Raw genomic sequence first — 20,371 nt, 5'->3', positions numbered from 1 at the left:
AACTACAAAAAAATTCTTGGAGGCATAATACTATGCAAACTATTTCAAAGTCAAAATCAACGCGTTGGGCACTTCGTGACGTGTTGCTACTGGCATTCGTCGCTGTTTTTATTGGATTTATCTTTTGGGTTCTTGGTCCAATCTATAATTTATTATCAGCTGCCCTAACGCCCTTGGGCTTAGCACCATTTGCAAATGAACTACTACTAGGTGGTTGGATGATGGCTGCACCACTGGCCAGCATTTTGATCCGCCAAGCTGGTGCTGGTGTCTTAGGTGAAGTTTTCGCTGCTGCTGTTGAAATGTTACTTGGTGGCCAATGGGGTGTCGCAACTTTGCTATCTGGTCTTGTTCAAGGTATCGGTAGTGAAGCAGGATTTGCTGTCTTGGGCTACAAAAACTGGGGATGGCGTGGTATTTTTGCCTCAGCAATCACAGGTACAATTGTGACATTTATCTGGTCTGCTGTCCGTGATGGCTACGGTTCTTATCACATTGGTCTTCTAATTGCCTTATTCTTAACACGCTTTGTTTCACTTCTATTCTTTGGTGGTGTGTTAGTTGTTGCCATTCAGAAACTGATTGAAAAGGCTGGTGTTTTGCATCGTGACTGAGTTAGTGGTTGACCATGTGAATTTTGCTTATCGCGAAACACCAGTGTTAACCGATATTTCACTTAAATTGCGACCTAACAGTTTCAGCTTGCTTGTCGGTCCAAGCGGTAGCGGTAAATCGACATTACTTAAATTACTATCTGGTTTGTACCCAACATTTAGTGATGGGTCATTAACTGGTAACTTAACGCTAGATAATTATGATGTTCATGACATTGTACCTTATCAGCGTGTTGCACACATTGGCTATCTTTTTCAAAATCCTGCACGCCAATTTGTCATGAAAACACCCTTTGAAGAACTACGATTTAGCCTTGAAAATTTACAGGTTAAACCTGAAGAAATTGAACAACGTATCCTAAATGCACTAGACAGTGTCGGTATGACAGCTTTTATGCATCACGATTTATTACATTTATCTGGTGGTGAAAAGCAAAAAGTTGCACTGGCTACCGTTTTAGCCGCAGACAGTGAATATTTATTGCTAGATGAACCGTTTGCAAACGTCGATCCCACAGCAAGATTACAACTGATTGATGTCATCAAATCCTACCAACGTCAAGGTAAAACAATTTTAATCACAGATCACGATTGGAGTGGTTATGCTGATGCCATTGATGATATCTTTGTTATGACAGCTGGTCGCTTACATCATGCATTGCCAGACGAGCGACAACAGATTTTGACAAAATTACCAAACCAACCCGTGCTTCATACGTCTTTGCCTACTGAAAAAAAAGGCATTCTGACACTTGAATCTGTCACACTTGAAAGTGGTCAGCGGACACTGTTATCTCGCACGACACGTTTATTTCCAAAAGGCAAAAGAATCCTTATCACTGGACCAAACGGCGTTGGTAAATCAACCCTACTATCTGCTTTGGTTAAATTATACCTTTACGGTGGTACGATTACTTACCAGCAAGAAAATATTGCAAAGCGTAAAATAGCTAGGCATGTACAAGACGTTGCACTCGTTTTTCAAAATGCTGAACAACAATTCGTCGCCATGACCGTGCGCGAAGAATTAGAACAAGCGCAATCATTAAGCCGCTTCCCTGAAATTTGGCATAATGATCAACTGACACAAGTGTTAACACAGTTAAATCTCAATGATCTTCGTGACCACATTGTTTATCAATTATCTGGTGGCCAACAGAAAAAGCTACAAGTATTGCTCATGTTAATGACAGGTACCCCAACGTTATTGTTTGATGAGCCATTAGCTGGACTTGACAGCGTATCGCAGCAACATTTGCTCAATATCATCGCTGACTTTACCACACGTCAACATCAAACGGTCATCATGATTAGTCATCAATTACATGCAGTCACTAATTGGTTTGATTACCATCTGCAATTTGACAATCAATCATTAAATTACATCGGCGGTGCATCATGAATCCACTCATAAAATTTGCCACAATTATGGTTATTGCTTTAGAGCTGACTTTCATAAAAAGTGTGACACTCAATCTAATTGTTATTGGTGTCAGTGCCTTTCTATACCTATTTTTAAAGCTCAATTGGCGTCAATGGCTATGGTTATTGATATTACCGTTACTCCCAGGACTCGGTTCTTGGTTTTCATTGATGTACTTTGGTACTGGTGACCATCAACACATGGCTTGGGTCATGTTATCACGTGTTTTCGCCTATCTATGGCTAGGTGGTTTATTCACTTTAAAGCTTAATGATGAACGTGATGTTTTCCTAGCAACACTTGAACAAAAAGCCAAACTGAGCGCAACATTTGTTTATGCATTAGTTGGTGTTTTAAATTTCATGCCTGCTGTTAGCCAAGAAATGAAGACCATTAGAGTCGCTTCTCAAATGCGTGGTCAAACCCTTCATATTTGGCAACCACAGCTCTATTTTAAAGCTATTTTAGCGGCTATTCGTTGGTCTCAAAATCTAGCTGAAGGCATGGTTAGTCATGGTTTTACTGAAGGTGCAACACGTACGCACCTTCAAGTCGTTACTATTAAGCGACGTGATTGGTTCTTACTCGTTATCATTTTAATTGCATTTCAATTATTACTATTACCACACTGGTACTGAAAGGATTTTTTATGACTTTTTCACAAGACCTACTTACGCGCGCTCAACCAATAATGGATGCAATTATGATTCACCCATTTGTACAAGCAATCGCTAAAGGTGAGGTCCCCAATGATGTTTTAAACTATTACGTTGAACAAGATGAACACTATTTAAAAGACTATTTGCAAGTTACCGCACTAACAGTCACAAAAACGAGTCATTCAGATGATATCGCACGTCTCCTAGAAACCGCGCAATTTGTCAGTAATGAATCAAAAGCACACGAAGTGATGTTAACTATCACTGGTCATCACGTTGAAAACTGGCGTCGCAGTCCCGAAACACAACTTTATACAGACCATATGTACACATCCGCATATCATGGTACATACGCCGATGCGATTGCCACTTTGTTACCCTGCGCTTGGAGTTATGGCGTTATTGGTAGTGAACTCGTTGCCCAAGGAGCAAACAATGATGCCAACCCATTGAAAGAATGGATTGAAATCTATGCGCCACAAACAGATGATGGTGTTGATTATAATGCTTGGCGTTTTGACGCCTTAGAACGTGCTGTTTCTCAATTCAATGATAACCAAAAAGAACATGTCGCTCAAACATTTTTGAAAAGTTTAGAAATGGAGTGGCGTTTCTGGGAAGCTGCCTGGAAGCAAACACAATGGCAGTTTAAATTTTAAAATTACGTCAAAAAATAGGTTAATGTGCAGATAAGCACGCTAACCTATTTTTAATTGGCATCATTTTCACATGACAATTGACTACTTTAACTGTTATACCATGTATATTAGATACTTCATCACTTTGGATTCAACTTAAAACCGTAAAAAGTACGACCCTTAAACGTTTGTTTTGCCATTTTGCCTATTGCAGTATATGATTTTCCCCGTTTTGACTTCGCATCAAAACTGATTTCATCCCCATTCAATAGTTTGGTTAACTCATCATCTGTAAAACTATGCCCGCTCCATGACTTGGCAAAGGTAATTTCTTCACCTTTAAATACGCCCGTTATTTTTTCAGTAACTGGTCTTTTTAGTGCAGGTTTTGGCTTACCTAATAATAATTCAAGTTCGTCAGCATTTGACAACATAATTGGCATATCATGTTCAACAACCTGTGTGATTGAATCCAGTAATTTAGGCATTGTAATTTCAAATTGGCCGACCTGGTCCATCATCTCAAATAAACGTTTGGTAATTTTGGGTGACGCAATCCATGTATCTTTCACCATTACCGCCGAGACATTCCCTGTCTCAGTTAGCATAAGTTTGCCACGTGTTTCTTTGATCATAGACTTTGTACCACGACTCATGTCAGATAACGTGGACACACGAGTTGCACCAGTACCCACATGGTGCTTTTCTAGGAATGCCATGATCCATTTAGTGGTCGGCGTTTGTGGTTTTTTGTTCGCCCCTTCATACAAATAGGGTTGTGCGTTTGGCCCTAACTGTCCTGAATTATCATCTTCAACCTCGTCTTCAACCTTAACCGCTCGTTGAGAATCGTAAACCGCTTTAAAATTCATTTCGATTGGTATATTAAAAGCTGTTTTAAATCGTGGGTAATCTTGTAAATCAGCTGTCACATGATCATAAACATAATCTTCAGCGAGCATCGCTAAATAGTTTTTTGCTAAAATATCATAAATGGCTTGCGCGCTTGGCCCAAATTTAGTCAGACTCGTCAAGCTGGTTGGTATATTTTCGCCAGGCCGGTTGGCCCCATGGGCACCTTGTTTTTTAACGTGTGTTGGACGCGGTTGACGATGCGTTAACAAACGCGTATCAACCTGAACAAGCTGTGCAATTTGGTCAATTTTAGGTAGCAACTCGTTAAATTGTTCTGGCGTCACAGTTTTATCTTCTGTACGCGGATATGACACAACTTGTGCCTCGTACATTTTTTGATACGTGCTCAAAACCTCTTTGGCCGAAAAACCACGTGGCGCCAAAATAGCAGCTAAGCCTGCCAGATCAAGTAATTTCCCTGGTGCCTGCGTACGTGTTTGGTGTTTTTCATTGGCAACCGCACTCTCATGATATTGCGTCATATCCTTTTGTGCATCATTTTTTGTTGAAAATCGCCAAGGTATAACATCCCCGTCTGGTGTCACACGACCAAAAATATGCCCGGCTGGGTCCTTAAATTTAACTTCAAAGTAAGGTTTTTTCACGTAATTTTTTATTGCTAGTAGCTGGGCATAGATCTGCCAAACAATGACTGATTTTAAACGGCCTTCCCGCGCAACAACTTTAAACCCCTGTTTTTTGGCAGCAGTCGTCGCAATTCGTGTGAGCTGCATTGAGGCAAAATCCCAACGGTTACGACTCTCGCCTTTAATATACTCACCGTCTTGTTGCTTGTCTGAAACATCACGCAAGTTCATCATGGCTGTTTTAACGCCTGTTGCAGACTCATCCATGAAATTGGCTCGTAGCACTTGACCACGCCATTTAATTGCGTCTAATGCCTCCCAGGCCAATAATTCGCCTTCACCTGATGGATCCGTGTCAGTCGCAATCACAATGGCATCATAACCTGTCTTGGCTTCTTTTTTAAGCTCATCAATTATTTTTTTAGTTGATTCAGTTTTACCAGTACGCATGTTACGCTGACGAATATACGTTCGTTCCCAAGAAAAATCATTTAAATCCCATGGTAAATGCTTGACTAACCAAGATTTGTATTGCTTTTTCAAATCTTCCGCAACCATTTCTTCGGGATCTTTGAGTGTCATCACATGCCCACGAAGATTGGTGATTTTGTAGGTGAAATTGTTAAATGTGCCTGTTTTGCCACCCAATGCTTTGACAAAATTAGCTGCCGCTGATGGCTTTTCAGTTAAAATAAGGTAGTTAGGCATAAGTTATGGTTTCATATCTTTCTTGAATTATCTCTCTTAATTTTAACAGATTACGGGGAGGTCTTGCATACTTGTCATTGTTTTTAAGACCTATATCTGAAGACATCTTATTGCACCAAAATATACACAATAAACCCCAATACGACTAGTATCAGTAGACCAATAATTCCTTTAACGCCAAGCAATCCCAACCCACGTTCTGGATGAGAGGTAATCTCATTTAGGGTGTTATCCAAATCGGTACGTCCAATAGTTTTCTTTTTCATGATTAGTTTCCTTTTATAGCTGATTAATACCGATCGTTTTATCATGGCCAAAATTAATTTGATGTGGCTCAGTTTCAAAAATAAATCATCTAACATGGCTATTTTAACAGGCTTTATTGCCAGTGTATTTGTTCAAATCTTTGCTTATGCCTATTCTACTAAAAAATCCTACCTAATACACTACTCTTGTCTTTTATCTGCCAACTGCTGATTAATTCGTCTTGCATTAGCTTGTCCTTGTTTTCTAAAAACAATGAAAACAATCACATAACTGATAATAAATGTTGGTATATTTGTCAATGCAATCATAACACTCCCAAAAGTTAGCCATATGAAGAACCCATAGGTCAGCATTTCTAAAATCAGATGACTGATCAATTGTGTCACAAACGTCATGTTATCAAGCTCATAAATCAAAGATAATAGCCCCATTACCGCGCTCATCGTCATTAATAATAGAAACTGTTTGATCGAAGGTGTCCCTTGATATAGCGTAAATGATAGTAATGAAATAAAGGATCCAATACCAACACCAACAAATAAATAGATCATGCCTGCTTTAAAGTATTTCATCTTCCGTACTCCCTTCTAACCGCTTTAAAATACCTTTAATAAACCGCCTTGACACCGTCACTCGTGTCTCATCTGTCAAAAAAGCATAATAATTACCAGAAAATGCGACTTCCATACGTATTAAAGCATTCATGTTTATTGCCATCGATTTCGATATTTGAACAAATAATCGCGCCGTATCACCAGCTAAAAACTGTTTCAACGTTTTCCGCGTCACTAATGTTTGTTTATTATTGCAGGTCATTGATAACTCGTTACCAAAACTTTCAACAAACAATACATCTGATTGTGTCACCACCTGAATACCATCACATGTTTTAACCACTAATTTATTTGTTTCGACTTTTTTATTTTGTATCTGCTTGGCAATCGCAGTCATCTGTTCAATATCATTGCCCGTTATGGCAACTTCAACACCAGCCATTGACTCGTCAACTGTGATTTTTATTTCCACATTTCTTCTCCTAACTACAATGCTACTATTTTACCAAAAATACGATTTTCTTAACACGATGCATGTCATCTCTCCTTTGTCTCGTTTATGCTTTTATCTTAGCAATTTAAGACACTAAAAAAACCGCTTTTGTGATAAGCGGTTAGTTTTCAAGGTTATGTTGACACGTCACTTCTAGTTTAATATTGACGCATAAAGCTGGCCTAACTCAATTTTTATTTAAGTATCCTAGGGCTTAAGATAGAATTCTCTCAGTTTATCAGCGTTAAGTCGGTATTGATTTCGGCCTACTTTAAATAATAGTTGCTCTGTTTCAAATACTTTGTATGTGTATAAAAGATGTCTGTAGCTTACCCCTAAATATGCCATCACTAAAGTATGGGGTTCACTATAAAAATTATCATACGAATCATCCAAGATAAACGTTGCTAAGCGATATTTAAATGCATAAGTACGGCTCGTAATCATCATATTTGTGCGCGCCAATAATTTTTTTACTAGATACTGATTAATATGCTGTAAGTAACCGACATGGTTTAATAAATATTTTTTGACGATCTGATTGGGAATACAAATACATACGCTGTCACCGATTGCAGTAACTTGTTTTGCAGTTGTTTGTTGTGCCGTAAATTCAAGTTCTCCTATCCAATCATTGGGGTATAAAAGTTGAACTAAATTAGCGTCCCCCTCATCAGACAATGCGATAACTTTAGCACGACCGGCTATTAAGTAATATAATTTAGCAGTTTCACCTGACGGCTCAGAAGTCGTGATAACGTCACCATTTTTAAAATAGGCTAAATAACTACCAGCAAATACGTCATCTGGTAGAAAATTTAAGTTAGCATTGTCAATAGTCATTTGATCAATCATTGTCCCACCAATAATGTGCGAAATAGCATATGTTAATTTTAGCATATCCAGTATACTTATCTATATCAAATAACTATTATAAAATATTGAATGGAAGTAACCAACTAATGATTAAAAACATCATATTTGATCTAGATGACACACTTTTGGACTTCAAACGCGGCGAGTGCGAAGGCGTACGAGACATTTTAGCATCGCAGCATGTGCCAGACTTAGAAGTCGCATTTGAATACTATCTTGCATTGAACGCGACTATTTGGCAAAAAATTGAACAGGGTTATGATAGTCAGCCCCTATTGAATACTAGATTCTCGGATACATTGGCACATTTTGACATTCAAAGTGATGGTCGCCAGCTAGAAGCGATGTATCGCACAAAACTCGATCATAATTATCATGTCATTTCAGGTGCTACAACGCTTTTGGATAATTTAAAAAAACGTGGTTATAAACTGATTGTTGGAACGAATGGTTTAGCTAAAACACAGTATGCTAGATTAGCTGGTGCCAATATTCAAAAGTATTTTGATAGCATTTTCATTTCAGAGGAAATTGGTTTTAATAAACCCCAACCACAATTTTTCTCACATATCCTAGATGTTGATCCCAAAATAACAATCGACAACACGGTTATGGTTGGTGATAAACTATCTGCAGATATAAAAGGTGCTTTAGCGGTTAATATGAAAAGTATTTGGTTCAATCCCAACAATGATCAACCACTATCAACTATAAAGCCGACATACATTGCACAGAATTACCAAGATATTTTGGATATTGTCACCACGTAAGATATGTGTCAAAACGCAGTTTTGTGAGACTAGTTGGTCATTATTTTAAAAATCATGTCAAACGTATTGACGAGTGACCAAAAACTTGATATTATAGTATAGTTGTCTGATGCATATCAGACATCACTGACCATGGCTCGTTGGTCAAGTGGCTAAGACGCTGCCCTTTCACGGCGGAATCGAGAGTTCGATTCTCTCACGAGCTATATCAAGTCGCAACTTCGGTTGCGGCTTTTTATGTTGTGATTAAAAATTTAGTATTTGACTCACTCATCAATAACCTCCAAACGATTATTAACGACATGTGCTGTTTTACCAAACAACATACCACTTTGACCTTCTTTGACATTAGACAAAAAGTTGTTACTTTAGGCATTGTCATGCCTTTCTCTCCTCTTCGTATCGCAGTACCCGATATGTTGTCTCGTCGTAATACAACATACGGTTTAACACGTGTTTCATCGTAAATATCATGAAGCAACATACCGCCTTCGTCTGTCCCTAGAAGACCATGCAATTGTGTATGGGGATGTTTCTTTCGAATAGCTTTGATAATAGCATAAAAGCCATCGTCTTGATAACGTTTTGTATCAGATAAAATCTCTACTTTGTTCTCCAAACCAGCTTCTTTGATTGCGGTTTTTAACATAAATAAGCGATTTTCAGCTTCATAAAATACTTTACCAGTAGGAAAAAAGTTGACAAGCGGATCTGCTAAAGCAGATTTTTCATAATATCGCTTACCCGCATCTTCTTTGACAATTTCAATCATCTCTTTATCTAAAAGGTATTGATGCATTTTTGGAATGACCGTTGGATGAATATATACTTTATCCAAATGACGTTCATCAATAAATTTTTTTAATATGGCAATATGTGACTTATGAACAGGATTAAATGTGCCAAGAAACAAGCCGACACCACCTTTAGAAGGCACTATACCCCAAATATCTGTTACTAAACTGATAAATATACCAATAATACCAAGCGCTAAGCCCAATATGATGAAAATCACTTGGATTTTTTTATAACCTATTGCAGCCAAAGCACTAATAATGACATTAAAACTCAAGGCAAAAAAAATATTAGCAAATCGATTGCCTTTCCCATGGTTACTCAGCATGATAGCAAGGTACTGTAGTCCTTGTGAAGCCAAAGAAGTTAAACAAACTGCGCCTACCAATCCACCGACCATTCGAAGATTATTCGTATCAATTACATGCCCTTTGACGAGTAGACCTAGCGCAAAAAGGTTATAAAGACTCTGCCACACAAATTTAGCAAACTTACTAGCAAACATCGAAGCCGTTAATCTGAATGTTTGTTGCTCCAAGTAAGTGCTAACGATTGTAAATATGGGTAAAAATAACGCTGTAAATACGCTAATACCAATTAAATAAAGGTTAGTATATTGACGCGTTGGAATAGCATAGGCCATGTACATCACGATTCCCATACTAAGCGCAATTTTCAAAAAAATACTATGCACAAATTTCATAAAAAGTCTCCAATTTTAATTTTTGTTATTCGTTGACTTGCAACTAAAACAATCAAACTACTTTCACAAACCAGTAACGCGATGATGAACACATCATATGATAATGGTAATGTCACACTCAGCTTGGTTAATCCACCCAAGCTCACTAAACTATTTATTAAAGCGGATCCAATGAATTTGTTAAGTATCAAACTAATGACAATACCTAACATCAATGCAAATCCTGCTCGGAGTAGATACTGAATTCTTAATGCTTGATTGGTAAAACCTAACATTTTTTTCAACGCTATTTGTCTCTTTTCTGTTTCAATCGTCAGATAACTGACAAGATAAACAAACAAACCAGAAATAATAAGTGTTAACAGTAAAATGATATTAGCTAACGCCTTAACCGCACGCTGAATACTCATAGTTAAATTTTTTGAGCTCGTACTTGTATCGATTAATTGTACATTCTTGTGTGAAAAACGTGTTAATAAGCTATTCTTGTTACTTGTCTTTTTTAAATTAATATAGGTCGTTGTCATAGGTAACTTTATATCAATAAGACTATATGCCTCTTTTCCCAAATTGTTAATTGTTTGATACGTACCAACAATTGTCATTTGTATCTGCTCATTTGTTGCTGTTTTGACGCGGACAGTTTGTCCGACACTAAGATGCAGCGTCTTCATGAGATTACTTGATAGCAATAGGTCTTTTGACTGTTTCGGTTGATGTCCTGATAATACTTTTATTTCATCTGGTATTTGACTATACCGATGTACTGGTATCACGTCTTTACTTAGAAGAATTTTTGTCTCTTGGTTATAACCACTCGATTTAATTGGTGTTATCGTATTGATTTTTTGCAATGATTCATGACGTAGTGTATCGTTTGTTGTTTGCATAATCAGATCAACGCTTGGTAAACCAAACAAACCATTAATTTTTCCTTTAAACCCCTGATTTAGGGTCATAATCATTAAACTCAAAAACACAAACAGGCTAATCACTAAGGTGAAAGTCATATAATGACCAATTTTTTGCCTATAATCTTTAAATGCTAGCGTTATTTGAAGTGGCATCTTGCTTTTCGTTAATTTTAAATGCCCGCTACTTGATATGACTTTACTCTGACTACCTTGAAAGGCTGCTGCTGGTGAGATTGACCCAACTGGCCTAAGTGATAATAGAATAATGATTGTAGAAAAACTGACCATAATCAGTGTAATGATTGACACAATGATTATATTAATCGGCACATGTTGCACACCTGTTAAACCATTTAACTGCCAGAAAAATTTGAAAGCTAGGTTACTTGTCCAAAAACTAACCAACACGGCGCCAAATAACCCAACCAGATTACTGCCTAAATAAGACATCACGTATGCCAAATTAACTTGTCGATTAGTCATGCCTAGCGTCTTAAAGGTTGCAATCTTCTGACGATCTTTATCAATACCCGACAAAAGCGCAAAACGCATAACAAATAAACAAATACCAAATAAAAATACGGCGGCTAAAATAATGACGAGTGCCACAATTGTTGGTAACATTGTATAGGCTTTTTGAATGTAGTCTTTATCATAAATCAAATCCGCTTGCAATCTGTCTGGATAATCTGATAATAGTTTATTGTTGTTTTTAATTTTTCCAAATACATTCACAAGTGCCAATTGACTTTTCTGTTGTCCTTTTTGTGACTGCAAGACTTGCATTGTTTCTTCAGAGACAGTGCCTTGCTTATATTTAAACAATGGACTGCCAAGTAAGTGATCATCATAAAATCCTTGAACTGTTAATCGTTGTTGCCCAATTTCAAAGGTGTCGCCTACTTTAAAATTATTATTCGATTTAAGATAGGAAGATAATACAATCTTATGATTATCCGGTAATTTTAAATTGAGATTTGAGACATCATTTGAAATAAATAAGGCAACATTTTCGTCATTTTTGCCCATAACTTGTGACACAATACCTGCTTTAGAAGTGACATTTTTAACGTTTTTAAGTGATTTTATCGCGTTTGTGACATTATCACGATTGTCGACTTTAACAAGTACATCGGGTAATTTATCCGTACGGTAAGCTGATCGATATTGGGAAATGTTAGCGCGATAAGCAGTTAAAATTGTCATACTTGTCAGTGCCGATACAAGTGTTAATAAGGCAATGGTTATCATAAAGGTTTTTTGCCCCATAATGAGTGATTTGATAATTTTTCTCATAGTTACCATCCCATTTCTTGTAACCAAGATTCAATTTCTATTCGTCGTGCTGCAATTTGACTAGCATTATAAGGCGTAAAATTTCTATCTCCAAAAATTGTACCGTCTTTAATAAACAGAATACGATCAGCACGTAGTGCAGCTTTTAAATCATGTGTCACCATAACAATTGTTTGACCATTTTGATTATTCAACGTGAGGCTATCAAGCACCTCAATACCAGAAGTCGAATCTAAGGCACCTGTTGGTTCATCAGCGAACAAAATTTTAGGTTGGTTAATCAAACTTCTAGCAATAGCAACACGTTGTTTTTGACCACCGGATAAGTGTGTAATAGCTTGCTCCATATGGGCATCAAGCCCTAATCCGGTAAGCAGTTGCTTAGCTCTTTGGATTACTTGTTGTTTAGACTCTGTTTTCAGTAATAATCCTGGCAAACAAACATTTTCCAAAACACTTAAATGTTCAATAAGGTTAAATGACTGGAAAATAAAACCAATATCTTTTTTTCTAAATAATGACAACGCTTTGTCTGTAAGTTTTGTGAGATCTTGTTGGTTAAATATAACTTTGCCACTAGTTGGTTTATCCATCGTTGATATGTTTTGTAACAACGTTGATTTCCCAGCACCTGAAGGCCCCATGATGACAGTAAAATCTGATTCAAAAATCTCTAGATTGACATTGTCTAAAATTTTATGATTGTCATAGTGTTTGGATAACTGCTGTACTTTAATGATATTGCTCTTCGACATTGGTTTATCGTCTCCCTTGTGATATATTTAATATGATAAACGATTATTAATTTTTCACAAGAAGGGAAAAAAAGTATACTATGCCAGCAGCCAATTGCCCAGTGCAATCTACAATCGATGTCGTCAAAGGGAAATTCACCGTGGAAATTTTACAGGCTATTCACGATGGGCATAATCACTATGGTCTGATGAAAAGTCATATTCCCAGCATCAATCCTAGAATTCTATCAACTCGAATAAAAGATCTCGAAGCAAACGGTATTATTATAAGAGAGCATCTACCAACCAATCCACCACAAATTGCCTATCATTTTACTGATAAAGGTCTATATTTATTGAAGCTAATCCCCGATATTAAGGCTTGGTATGTTCGTTATCATGGGTAGTGACGTAATCTATTATTGATCTAATTTGTTGAGATACTAAAAAGCCTCTACGATATGAACTATAGTTCATGTCGTAGAGGCTTTTTCGCTCTGAGGAAAGGTATACTTATTTACAATGAATAAAATAACAGGAAAAAACACGTTGAATAAATTTATCAATATTATTGGAACTAGAATAGCACAAAATGATAGAGACAGAAATATTGATATTGAAAATATTAAATACCTTGTAACATCTAATTTGAAGCGTGATGACAAGTTAAAACAGATTCAAGCATGGGGCCTTAGCTTAGCACCTATGTATCCCTCAAAAAACGTTTCTATTTGGACACGCGATAAGAAAACAAGTATTGGTAAAATTGATGAAAATGGCAATGTCACTTTGAATTAGGCTTTTGATATGCCCGTTTCGCAAATTGAGCAAATGTTTAATTTGTTGCACCTTTATTTTATTCATCTGTTATCAATAATTATTGTACCCACATCCAACTACAAATTGTAGTATAATATAACTACAAATATCACGGAGGAATTCTAATGGCCACATATGCGACTTCAGTTCGTTTTGATGATACCTTAATGGAAAACGTCAAAGCCTACGCTCATAACCAACATATTTCAACTTCAAAATTTATTGAACAGGCCGTTGCTGAAAAAATGGCCGATTTAATGGATTATCAAATTGCCGAAAATGCTTATAAGGCATGGGAAGCAGATGATTTTAAGACAACTTCACTCGATGATTTCTTAACTGAATTTGATTTAATGGATTTGACTGACAATGACTAAATATACTGTCGCATTTGCAGACTCTTATAAGAAAACGTTTCGCAAACTAGACAAATCAACACAACGTCTGATTACCAAATGGATTATCACGCACCTACATGATGTTGATTTCCCAACATCACCTGGTAAAGCACTAACCGGTGAGTTATCTGGTCTTATTCGCTTTCGTATTGGTGATTTTCGTATCATTACAAAGGTTGATAATCAGGTATTCATCATTACTGCACTTTATGTTGGTAAACGCTCTGAAGTTTATAAATTCAAGCCATAACAGACTGTTATGGCTTTTGCTTTAATACCTTTGTGGTTATAGTATATAATCAACTTGTTACTCATAATAAATTGCATTTTGATATTACTGTACGCAGTGAATGCGTATTTTATTTCTTTAAACTTTTTTTAATTTTTACTGCAACTACACCAACAGCAGCAACCACTGTAACAGCTGTTTGTAGTGCTTTTTTTCCATTTTCTTTTACGCTTCTTTTATGTTCTCCACAAAAAAATGATTTTGCGTTATAGACTTCTTTGCTGCATCCTGGAACCTTACATACTTTTTCATCCGATACTGTCATTAGTTAATTCTCCAATTTTAAGTTTTTCCATGTTATGGACTAAGCTAGTAATTTTACCAGATACATTCTGAGCAATTTTATTGAACTTCCCCTCTGTTCCTTGATGCATATTATCAATTTTCCATGAAACTGATTTTTCTGAATCACCAATTTGCTTTAGCAATGTCTGTTCAATAAAAGATTGATAATTCACCAACGTTGCCATCAATGGCATTTTTTCACCCATTGCAGTATAAGCAACCAAATTTAATTGTATTGAAGCATTCAAATAACCAATTGAATTCTGAAGAAAATCATCAATACGCTTTGCATCCTTAGCCTTTGTCTTCATATCAATAAAAGCATCTGCATCTTGTCGTATCGTAAACATTAATTTTGCAATTGTGTCATTATTAGTTTTAACTGCTGATATTAATAAATCTTTTTTAAGATCGTTATTATTACTGGCCAATGCTTCAATGACTAACTGTCGTGCACTGAAAAACCCTGCAAAACGATCATTATATTGTCCTTGCTCTATACGTTCAATTAGTCGATTCAAGCCTTCAATTTGTTCAGTTATTTCAGTTAACTGTCCTTGTATTGCAGAAAGTTCAGTCAAATTTCCTAATTTATCAACAGTTTTGGCATCTAAAGTTATTATGCTTTTGTTTTTACCTGTTTTAGTCTCCTTGATAATGCCAAATAAGTCGTTTGTATCCTTTTTGACGCCTAATGACCATTCTCCAGTTTTTAATTTTTCTCTAGCTTCGTTAGTAAATTTGGCAACATATTCTACATTATTTTTTGATCCTGATTTTTGAAGTAGCTCGGCTTTAGAAACATTTGCAATTAATTCTTTTTTTATTTTTTCCCCAATAGTTATGCCAGCTGCTTTTTGTAATGGTGCTAACGAGTAACTTCCAAAATCATAATTGTAAAGTGTCTTGTCTGTCACATCAACAATTAGTGATTTATTATTTGGTATAGTTATTTCAAATTCATTCATTAACTTGCCCCCTTATAGGTTGTCATTAACTACTTACTTAATCCGCAATTATATCTAAGATTATCGTCATTTAATTTTGTTTTTCAACTTAGTAAATCGTTCATTTAAACATCAATTTTTTCCTGTTAATATATCAACCACTTAACACTACATCAATAAGTGGCGTAGTGTTTGATTTAATTATAGTCTATTTTTGAAACAATCGAAAAAATTCAAATTAAGAATTATAATCTCTTCCAACAAGCTCAAGCTAGCTGTGAAATTTTTTATATTGTTAAACCTTTCAATAATCCTATTAATTTTCCTAACTACATCGCATCACTTGCTGACAAGTAATTTAGTTGATATCAAAAAGCAATGTACATTGCTTTTTGTACACTTTACCCACCAACCTCATCAAACTTCGCCTTCATCGTTGGATTACCCCTTGTCAGCTTCTTAACGCTCACATCTTCCAATTTATTGTTAGCTAAACGCAACTGGTTCTCAGACGTCGTCAGCGAGCGTTTAACGGCTTCCATACGTGCAATCGACTTATCAATCTCATCAATAGCTGTTTTAAAGTTTTTTGAGGCACTTTGATAATTTTTACCAAAGGCTGTTTTAAAGTTTGTCAGATCACTTTCAAAATGTGTAATATCGACATTTTGCTCGCGTACCTGTTCTAATTCTTGCTTATAAGCCACACTATTCAACGCTGCATTACGTAACACCCCAATGAACTGAATGAAGAATTGTGGCCGAATCACATACATTTTATCATACTCTGAGACTTGCACAATCCCAGTATTATAGTAATCGCTGTCAGCTTCTAGCATAGACACCAAGACAGCATATTCTGTCTTTTTTTCACGGCGATCTTTGTCTAGCTCCTTGAAAAAGTCCATATTTCTATGCTTTGTCGCAGTCGTGTCAGCTTCATTTTTCATATCAAACATGATACTAATAAATTCTAACCCATCTTGGAAATCTCGGAAAATGAAGTCTCCTTTCGAATTGGTCTCCGACAACGTATTATCTTTCTCAAAATAAGCATTTGGAAAAGCGTATGGTCGAATTTTGTTGAATTCTGTCATCGCATATTGTTCCAAACTTTCCCCAATCTCTTTAGTTGATTGACGTGCTTTAAAGTCTTTATAGAACTCAACTTGTTCATTAGCCGTTTTGAGTTGCGCTTCATATTGACTTTGAATGTTAACCAACTGTAACTGCTTCTCTTGGTCTTTTAACTGGAGCTGTGACGTTAATTCAGACACTTTTTGATCTCGTTGCGCTAACTCGCTTTGGACTGCCGCTTCTTTTTTAAGCAATTGTGTTGTCAGTTCAGATTGGCTTTGCTGGGTAATTGTTTGAATTTTTGACTCTAGTTCAGCAATTTCAGTCTGCTTTTGCGCCAAAGTCGCTTGCAACGTCAATTCTTGTTTGACTAGTTGTGTTTTTAGTTCAGCATCATTTTGTTGCGCGATGCTTTTCAGTTCCGTTTCGAGCGCAACGATGCGATTATCTTTATCATTAATGGTTAATTGTAACGTTTGTTCTTGCTTCTGTAACTGATTAGTCAACTCAATAGCTGCTTGCTTATCTTGTTGCACTGCCCACTCTTCTTTGGCTTGGGCAACCTGATCCGCAATCATATCAGCGATTTTTCCATTGATAATACTGGTATCAATATTTTGCTCATCAGTCAAATCAATCACATCGCCAACTTGGGCAGCTTGATCTAATATTAATTCAGTTTGTGAGGCAATATGGAATTTAATTTTTGCCATGCGCCATGCCTTCCTTTTTAAAAATTGACTCTATTGGTCTCATTATAACAAAAAACGTCACTGCGTTAAATACAGTGACATTTCGGTTATTTTTGACGATGTTGCATCACGAAATATAATGGCAAACCTGCTAATGTAGCACCGACACCAATCAAAGCTAATTGCCATTCTGTCATCAATGTCATGACAATGATGAATAAGCCACCTAAAATAGCAATGATTGGCATGAATGGATACAGTGGTACACGATATGGTCTTTTAAGATCTGGTTCTGTATGGCGTAACTTAATAACTGCCACAAAGACTAACGTGTAAAATAACCAAATCACAAAAACCAACATATCCGTGAGCATATCAAAGCCACCCATGAACATTAGGCCAATCGCTAAGACCAGTTGGAATATACCTGCAATATAAGGCACTTGAAAACGGTTTAACTTGACTAACTGGTTAGAAAATGGCAAGCCTTTTTCCAACGCCATCGCATAAGGTAACCGCATCCCCGTCATCGTATAGCCATTCAATGTCCCATAAATGGAAATAAGAATACCAATCGTAATTAATTTACCACCGAAACCACCAAAAATTTGTTGTGCAGCATCCATTGCAGTGTTGGCATTACCCTGAACAGCACTAAACGGTAACGCGTGTAAGAACGCATAGTTTACAAGCAAATAAATCGCCATGATACCAACTAAACCACCAGCAATGGCACGTGGTAAATCACGCGTTGGATTTTTCATCTCACCAGCAATGTTACCAACATGAATCCAACCATCATAAGCATACATTGTTGCTAGTAAGCCTGCACCCATAGCGGAAGCCCAGCCACCCACAGCATGTCCAGGTGATACTGGGAAAATGCTCACGTCAACGCCACCAGGCTGTAATAGACCAAAAACAATGATCAACGCTAATGGAATCAGTTTGAAAAACAAAGTGATTGACTGGAACTGTCCGGCAATTTTTGAACCGAGCATATTAATAGCCGCAACCGAAACTAACGCCGCGATACCCGAAGGAATAATAGCGATATATCCCCAATGAAAGAGGTTAGCCACCTGTGTGCCAAAGATAATGCCTTTGGCCGCCAAACTGGCTGGAAAATAAATAATAATTTGTGCCCAACCTAATAAATAACTAGCTAATTTACCATAGGCACGCTCGATATAAACTAACATACCGCCAGTTTGTGGCAAAGCTGCTGCCAATTCAGCACCAGTTAATCCAGCTGCTAAACTAATCAAGCCACCAATAAGCCAGACAAATAATGACATACTTGTTGATCCCGTTGCATCAGCGACACTTGATGCTTTATAAAACACACCAGCACCAATGACTGTTCCGACCACAGTTGAAATAGCCGGAAGCAAGGTCATTGTGCGATTAAGATTTTGATTCGTCCCCATGTTTACCTCTTTAACTGCATTTAATCATACTCTTTTATGATACCAGTTTGCGCGCCGCAAAGACATCATTATTTTACGTTTTTTCAACTGCTCTGAAGTAGCGTTAACATTGCACTATTAACTTGACACTGACTTTTTTTGATGATATTCTGTTCTGAGATGGTAATAAATATTGACGCGATTTTAATCGCGTTTGCGTTATCCTGCAATAGTGGATGTAGACTGGGCGTTGTCAATGCGACGCCCTCTTTTTTATACCCTTTTTTACGAAATTGAAAGAAAGCGTGCTCATTTCTCATGACAAAAATTCAACAACGTGCCTTATTCCTACTGGTCGGCTCACAACTTTTAATTATGCTTGGCATTGGCTTGATTATCCCAGTTGAACCTTATATTAAAGAAGACATGTCCCTGACAGCAACTGATATGGGTATCATGGCAGCTTTATTTGCTGCTGTTCAGTTTATTGCTTCACCAATTATCGGTCGTTTTTCAGATAAATTCGCCCGCGTACCATTGATTGCTGCTGGTTTACTGCTATTCGCAATTTCAGAAGGTCTATTTGCCTTGGGTATTGGTCATTCACTTTGGCAACTGAACATCGCACGTGCCTTAGGTGGCCTAGCTGCAGCCCTCTCAATGCCATCAATTACTGCTCTAGCATCTAACATGACAACAAGTGAAAATCGTGCCCGCGTTATTGGGTGGTTATCCGCTTCATTTAGTGGGGGTATTATTTTAGGACCAGGTATTGGTGGCGTTTTAGCTAATATCAATCACACCTTACCGTTTTTTGGTTCTGCTATCTTAGGGTTAGTGGCTTTTGTCATCTTTATTATTTTTATGCCTGATGAAAAAAAGTTACGCATCAATGGTTCTCATTCGATTCAAGATAACATGACCAAACCAACGGGTCGTTTTTGGTCTGTCGCATTAACAATGCTCTTACTGATGATTCTTGTTGCTTCATTTGGTTTAGCAGCGTTCGAAAATATGTTTAGTTTGTATTTTCACGATGTGCGTGGCTTTAATCTAACCGAAATTGCCTGGTTTTTAGTCGTCAATGGCTTCTTATCACTAATCATTCAGGTGGTCTTTTTTGAAAAAATGGTACGCTACATTGGCGAATTAATGGTCATTCGCATTAGTTTCATAGCCGGATTCTTAGCTATTATTTGGATTTTATTATCGCAAAGTAAATGGGAAGCATTTATCGCCACACTAATAGCCTTCGTTGGATTTGATATCTTACGACCAGCAATTACAACATTATTGTCACATGTCAACGAAGAACGTCAAGGACTCATCAATGGTTTGAACATGTCATTAACCAGTGTTGGTAATATTATCGGTCCAGTTCTAGGTGGCATACTGCTAGATATTGGCAGTAACCTACCCTATATGTTTGTCGCAGTTATTCTAGCAATTGCCAGTATGTTAACGTTTACAGTGAAATTTAAAAAACAAAGCCAGCCTCTTGTGTGAGGC

The 20,371-nt window shown here is 37.0% G+C and carries 22 protein-coding genes and 1 tRNA gene; 11 read left to right on the top strand and 12 right to left on the bottom strand.

Annotated features, from left to right (window positions below):
- Positions 1 to 32 precede the first annotated feature (32 nt).
- The 4 genes from LKI_RS08030 to tenA are packed head-to-tail and all read left to right on the top strand — an operon-like array spanning position 33 to position 3,355.
- Positions 33 to 614, top strand: a complete 582-nt coding sequence (locus tag LKI_RS08030; protein WP_013103641.1) for an ECF transporter S component — start codon at positions 33 to 35, stop codon at positions 612 to 614.
- Positions 607 to 2,016: an ABC transporter ATP-binding protein gene (locus LKI_RS08025; RefSeq protein ID WP_013103640.1), complete on the top strand. Its 1,410-nt coding sequence runs from the start codon at positions 607 to 609 to the stop codon at positions 2,014 to 2,016. Before LKI_RS08030 ends, LKI_RS08025 begins: the two co-directional genes overlap by 8 nt.
- The gene (locus LKI_RS08020) at positions 2,013 to 2,675 is read left to right on the top strand and encodes an energy-coupling factor transporter transmembrane component T family protein (RefSeq protein WP_013103639.1); all 663 of its coding nucleotides are present in this window, start codon (positions 2,013 to 2,015) and stop codon (positions 2,673 to 2,675) included. Before LKI_RS08025 ends, LKI_RS08020 begins: the two co-directional genes overlap by 4 nt.
- Before the next feature lie 11 nt (positions 2,676 to 2,686).
- Positions 2,687 to 3,355, top strand: coding sequence for a thiaminase II (gene tenA / locus LKI_RS08015; protein WP_013103638.1), 669 nt, complete (start codon positions 2,687 to 2,689; stop codon positions 3,353 to 3,355).
- Between the two features lie 119 nt (positions 3,356 to 3,474).
- Here tenA and LKI_RS08010 read toward each other — a convergent pair whose 3' ends face one another.
- The 5 genes from LKI_RS08010 to LKI_RS07995 form a co-directional block, all read right to left on the bottom strand.
- Entirely contained in the window at positions 3,475 to 5,544 is a 2,070-nt protein-coding gene (locus tag LKI_RS08010; protein WP_013103637.1) for a DNA topoisomerase, read from the bottom strand.
- 107 nt (positions 5,545 to 5,651) lie between these two features.
- The gene (locus LKI_RS11010) at positions 5,652 to 5,810 is read right to left on the bottom strand and encodes a hypothetical protein (RefSeq protein ID WP_013103636.1); all 159 of its coding nucleotides are present in this window, start codon (positions 5,808 to 5,810) and stop codon (positions 5,652 to 5,654) included.
- A gap of 180 nt (positions 5,811 to 5,990) precedes the next feature.
- Positions 5,991 to 6,383, bottom strand: a complete 393-nt coding sequence (locus LKI_RS08005; RefSeq protein ID WP_013103635.1) for a DUF3021 family protein — start codon at positions 6,381 to 6,383, stop codon at positions 5,991 to 5,993.
- Positions 6,370 to 6,837 (bottom strand): LytTR family DNA-binding domain-containing protein, encoded by a 468-nt coding sequence (locus LKI_RS08000; protein WP_013103634.1) that lies wholly within the window; start codon positions 6,835 to 6,837, stop codon positions 6,370 to 6,372. Before LKI_RS08000 ends, LKI_RS08005 begins: the two co-directional genes overlap by 14 nt.
- Before the next feature lie 228 nt (positions 6,838 to 7,065).
- Complete coding sequence (locus LKI_RS07995; protein ID WP_013103633.1) at positions 7,066 to 7,758, bottom strand: cyclic nucleotide-binding domain-containing protein; 693 nt, start codon at positions 7,756 to 7,758, stop codon at positions 7,066 to 7,068.
- A gap of 62 nt (positions 7,759 to 7,820) precedes the next feature.
- Between LKI_RS07995 and LKI_RS07990 the strand changes: the two genes are divergently transcribed.
- Both LKI_RS07990 and LKI_RS07985 read left to right on the top strand, forming a co-directional pair.
- Entirely contained in the window at positions 7,821 to 8,504 is a 684-nt protein-coding gene (locus tag LKI_RS07990; protein WP_013975164.1) for a YjjG family noncanonical pyrimidine nucleotidase, read from the top strand.
- A 134-nt stretch (positions 8,505 to 8,638) separates the two neighbouring features.
- Positions 8,639 to 8,710: transfer RNA gene (locus LKI_RS07985), tRNA-Glu, on the top strand.
- A 29-nt stretch (positions 8,711 to 8,739) separates the two neighbouring features.
- Here the strand turns inward: LKI_RS07985 and LKI_RS07980 are convergent.
- The 3 genes from LKI_RS07980 to LKI_RS07970 are packed head-to-tail and all read right to left on the bottom strand — an operon-like array spanning position 8,740 to position 12,967.
- Complete coding sequence (locus LKI_RS07980) at positions 8,740 to 10,002, bottom strand: nucleotidyl transferase family protein (RefSeq protein ID WP_013103631.1); 1,263 nt, start codon at positions 10,000 to 10,002, stop codon at positions 8,740 to 8,742.
- Positions 9,999 to 12,212 carry an FtsX-like permease family protein gene (locus tag LKI_RS07975; protein WP_013103630.1) on the bottom strand — a complete coding sequence of 738 codons (2,214 nt, stop codon included), beginning with the start codon at positions 12,210 to 12,212 and terminating at the stop codon, positions 9,999 to 10,001. The genes LKI_RS07980 and LKI_RS07975 overlap by 4 nt, the downstream gene beginning before the upstream one ends.
- Before the next feature lie 2 nt (positions 12,213 to 12,214).
- Positions 12,215 to 12,967, bottom strand: coding sequence for an ABC transporter ATP-binding protein (locus tag LKI_RS07970; protein WP_013103629.1), 753 nt, complete (start codon positions 12,965 to 12,967; stop codon positions 12,215 to 12,217).
- Between the two features lie 80 nt (positions 12,968 to 13,047).
- Here LKI_RS07970 and LKI_RS07965 point away from each other — a divergent pair, with 80 nt between their 5' ends.
- The 4 genes from LKI_RS07965 to LKI_RS07950 all read left to right on the top strand — a co-directional run bounded on the left by LKI_RS07965 (position 13,048) and on the right by LKI_RS07950 (position 14,413).
- Positions 13,048 to 13,353 (top strand): winged helix-turn-helix transcriptional regulator, encoded by a 306-nt coding sequence (locus LKI_RS07965; RefSeq protein WP_013103628.1) that lies wholly within the window; start codon positions 13,048 to 13,050, stop codon positions 13,351 to 13,353.
- Positions 13,354 to 13,495: 142 nt separating this feature from the next.
- Positions 13,496 to 13,744, top strand: coding sequence for a hypothetical protein (locus LKI_RS07960; RefSeq protein ID WP_242651961.1), 249 nt, complete (start codon positions 13,496 to 13,498; stop codon positions 13,742 to 13,744).
- Between the two features lie 146 nt (positions 13,745 to 13,890).
- Complete coding sequence (locus LKI_RS07955) at positions 13,891 to 14,142, top strand: DUF6290 family protein (RefSeq protein ID WP_013103626.1); 252 nt, start codon at positions 13,891 to 13,893, stop codon at positions 14,140 to 14,142.
- Entirely contained in the window at positions 14,135 to 14,413 is a 279-nt protein-coding gene (locus LKI_RS07950; protein WP_013103625.1) for a type II toxin-antitoxin system RelE family toxin, read from the top strand. Before LKI_RS07955 ends, LKI_RS07950 begins: the two co-directional genes overlap by 8 nt.
- A gap of 109 nt (positions 14,414 to 14,522) precedes the next feature.
- Here the strand turns inward: LKI_RS07950 and LKI_RS07945 are convergent, their stop codons facing one another.
- The 4 genes from LKI_RS07945 to LKI_RS07930 all read right to left on the bottom strand — a co-directional run bounded on the left by LKI_RS07945 (position 14,523) and on the right by LKI_RS07930 (position 18,883).
- Positions 14,523 to 14,717 (bottom strand): hypothetical protein, encoded by a 195-nt coding sequence (locus LKI_RS07945; RefSeq protein ID WP_013103624.1) that lies wholly within the window; start codon positions 14,715 to 14,717, stop codon positions 14,523 to 14,525.
- On the bottom strand, positions 14,701 to 15,705 hold the full coding sequence (locus LKI_RS07940) for a hypothetical protein (RefSeq protein WP_013103623.1): 1,005 nt from the start codon (positions 15,703 to 15,705) through the stop codon (positions 14,701 to 14,703). The genes LKI_RS07945 and LKI_RS07940 overlap by 17 nt, the downstream gene beginning before the upstream one ends.
- A 380-nt stretch (positions 15,706 to 16,085) precedes the next feature.
- Complete coding sequence (locus LKI_RS07935; RefSeq protein ID WP_013103622.1) at positions 16,086 to 17,474, bottom strand: DUF2130 domain-containing protein; 1,389 nt, start codon at positions 17,472 to 17,474, stop codon at positions 16,086 to 16,088.
- Between the two features lie 86 nt (positions 17,475 to 17,560).
- Positions 17,561 to 18,883, bottom strand: coding sequence for an APC family permease (locus LKI_RS07930; RefSeq protein WP_013103621.1), 1,323 nt, complete (start codon positions 18,881 to 18,883; stop codon positions 17,561 to 17,563).
- A gap of 297 nt (positions 18,884 to 19,180) precedes the next feature.
- Between LKI_RS07930 and LKI_RS07920 the strand changes: the two genes are divergently transcribed.
- Positions 19,181 to 20,368 carry an MFS transporter gene (locus tag LKI_RS07920; protein ID WP_013103619.1) on the top strand — a complete coding sequence of 396 codons (1,188 nt, stop codon included), beginning with the start codon at positions 19,181 to 19,183 and terminating at the stop codon, positions 20,366 to 20,368.
- Positions 20,369 to 20,371: the final 3 nt, after the last annotated feature.

Source organism: Leuconostoc kimchii IMSNU 11154 (assembly GCF_000092505.1).
In the GTDB taxonomy this organism is placed as follows: Bacteria; Bacillota; Bacilli; order Lactobacillales; family Lactobacillaceae; genus Leuconostoc; species Leuconostoc kimchii.
This window is presented reverse-complemented; position numbering and strand designations above follow the sequence as displayed.

What these genes read in the sequence shown, in the direction of transcription:
- LKI_RS08030 (WP_013103641.1), top strand. Translation starts at nt 33, where the DNA reads ATGCAAACTATTTCAAAGTCAAAATCAACGCGTTGGGCACTTCGTGAC.
- LKI_RS08020 (WP_013103639.1), top strand. Translation starts at nt 2,013, where the DNA reads ATGAATCCACTCATAAAATTTGCCACAATTATGGTTATTGCTTTAGAG.
- tenA (WP_013103638.1), top strand. Translation starts at nt 2,687, where the DNA reads ATGACTTTTTCACAAGACCTACTTACGCGCGCTCAACCAATAATGGAT.
- LKI_RS08010 (WP_013103637.1), bottom strand. Translation starts at nt 5,544, where the DNA reads ATGCCTAACTACCTTATTTTAACTGAAAAGCCATCAGCGGCAGCTAAT.
- LKI_RS11010 (WP_013103636.1), bottom strand. Translation starts at nt 5,810, where the DNA reads ATGAAAAAGAAAACTATTGGACGTACCGATTTGGATAACACCCTAAAT.
- LKI_RS08005 (WP_013103635.1), bottom strand. Translation starts at nt 6,383, where the DNA reads ATGAAATACTTTAAAGCAGGCATGATCTATTTATTTGTTGGTGTTGGT.
- LKI_RS07995 (WP_013103633.1), bottom strand. Translation starts at nt 7,758, where the DNA reads ATGCTAAAATTAACATATGCTATTTCGCACATTATTGGTGGGACAATG.
- LKI_RS07990 (WP_013975164.1), top strand. Translation starts at nt 7,821, where the DNA reads ATGATTAAAAACATCATATTTGATCTAGATGACACACTTTTGGACTTC.
- LKI_RS07980 (WP_013103631.1), bottom strand. Translation starts at nt 10,002, where the DNA reads ATGAAATTTGTGCATAGTATTTTTTTGAAAATTGCGCTTAGTATGGGA.
- LKI_RS07975 (WP_013103630.1), bottom strand. Translation starts at nt 12,212, where the DNA reads ATGAGAAAAATTATCAAATCACTCATTATGGGGCAAAAAACCTTTATG.
- LKI_RS07970 (WP_013103629.1), bottom strand. Translation starts at nt 12,967, where the DNA reads ATGTCGAAGAGCAATATCATTAAAGTACAGCAGTTATCCAAACACTAT.
- LKI_RS07965 (WP_013103628.1), top strand. Translation starts at nt 13,048, where the DNA reads ATGCCAGCAGCCAATTGCCCAGTGCAATCTACAATCGATGTCGTCAAA.
- LKI_RS07955 (WP_013103626.1), top strand. Translation starts at nt 13,891, where the DNA reads ATGGCCACATATGCGACTTCAGTTCGTTTTGATGATACCTTAATGGAA.
- LKI_RS07950 (WP_013103625.1), top strand. Translation starts at nt 14,135, where the DNA reads ATGACTAAATATACTGTCGCATTTGCAGACTCTTATAAGAAAACGTTT.
- LKI_RS07945 (WP_013103624.1), bottom strand. Translation starts at nt 14,717, where the DNA reads ATGACAGTATCGGATGAAAAAGTATGTAAGGTTCCAGGATGCAGCAAA.
- LKI_RS07940 (WP_013103623.1), bottom strand. Translation starts at nt 15,705, where the DNA reads ATGAATGAATTTGAAATAACTATACCAAATAATAAATCACTAATTGTT.
- LKI_RS07935 (WP_013103622.1), bottom strand. Translation starts at nt 17,474, where the DNA reads ATGGCAAAAATTAAATTCCATATTGCCTCACAAACTGAATTAATATTA.
- LKI_RS07930 (WP_013103621.1), bottom strand. Translation starts at nt 18,883, where the DNA reads ATGGGGACGAATCAAAATCTTAATCGCACAATGACCTTGCTTCCGGCT.
- LKI_RS07920 (WP_013103619.1), top strand. Translation starts at nt 19,181, where the DNA reads ATGACAAAAATTCAACAACGTGCCTTATTCCTACTGGTCGGCTCACAA.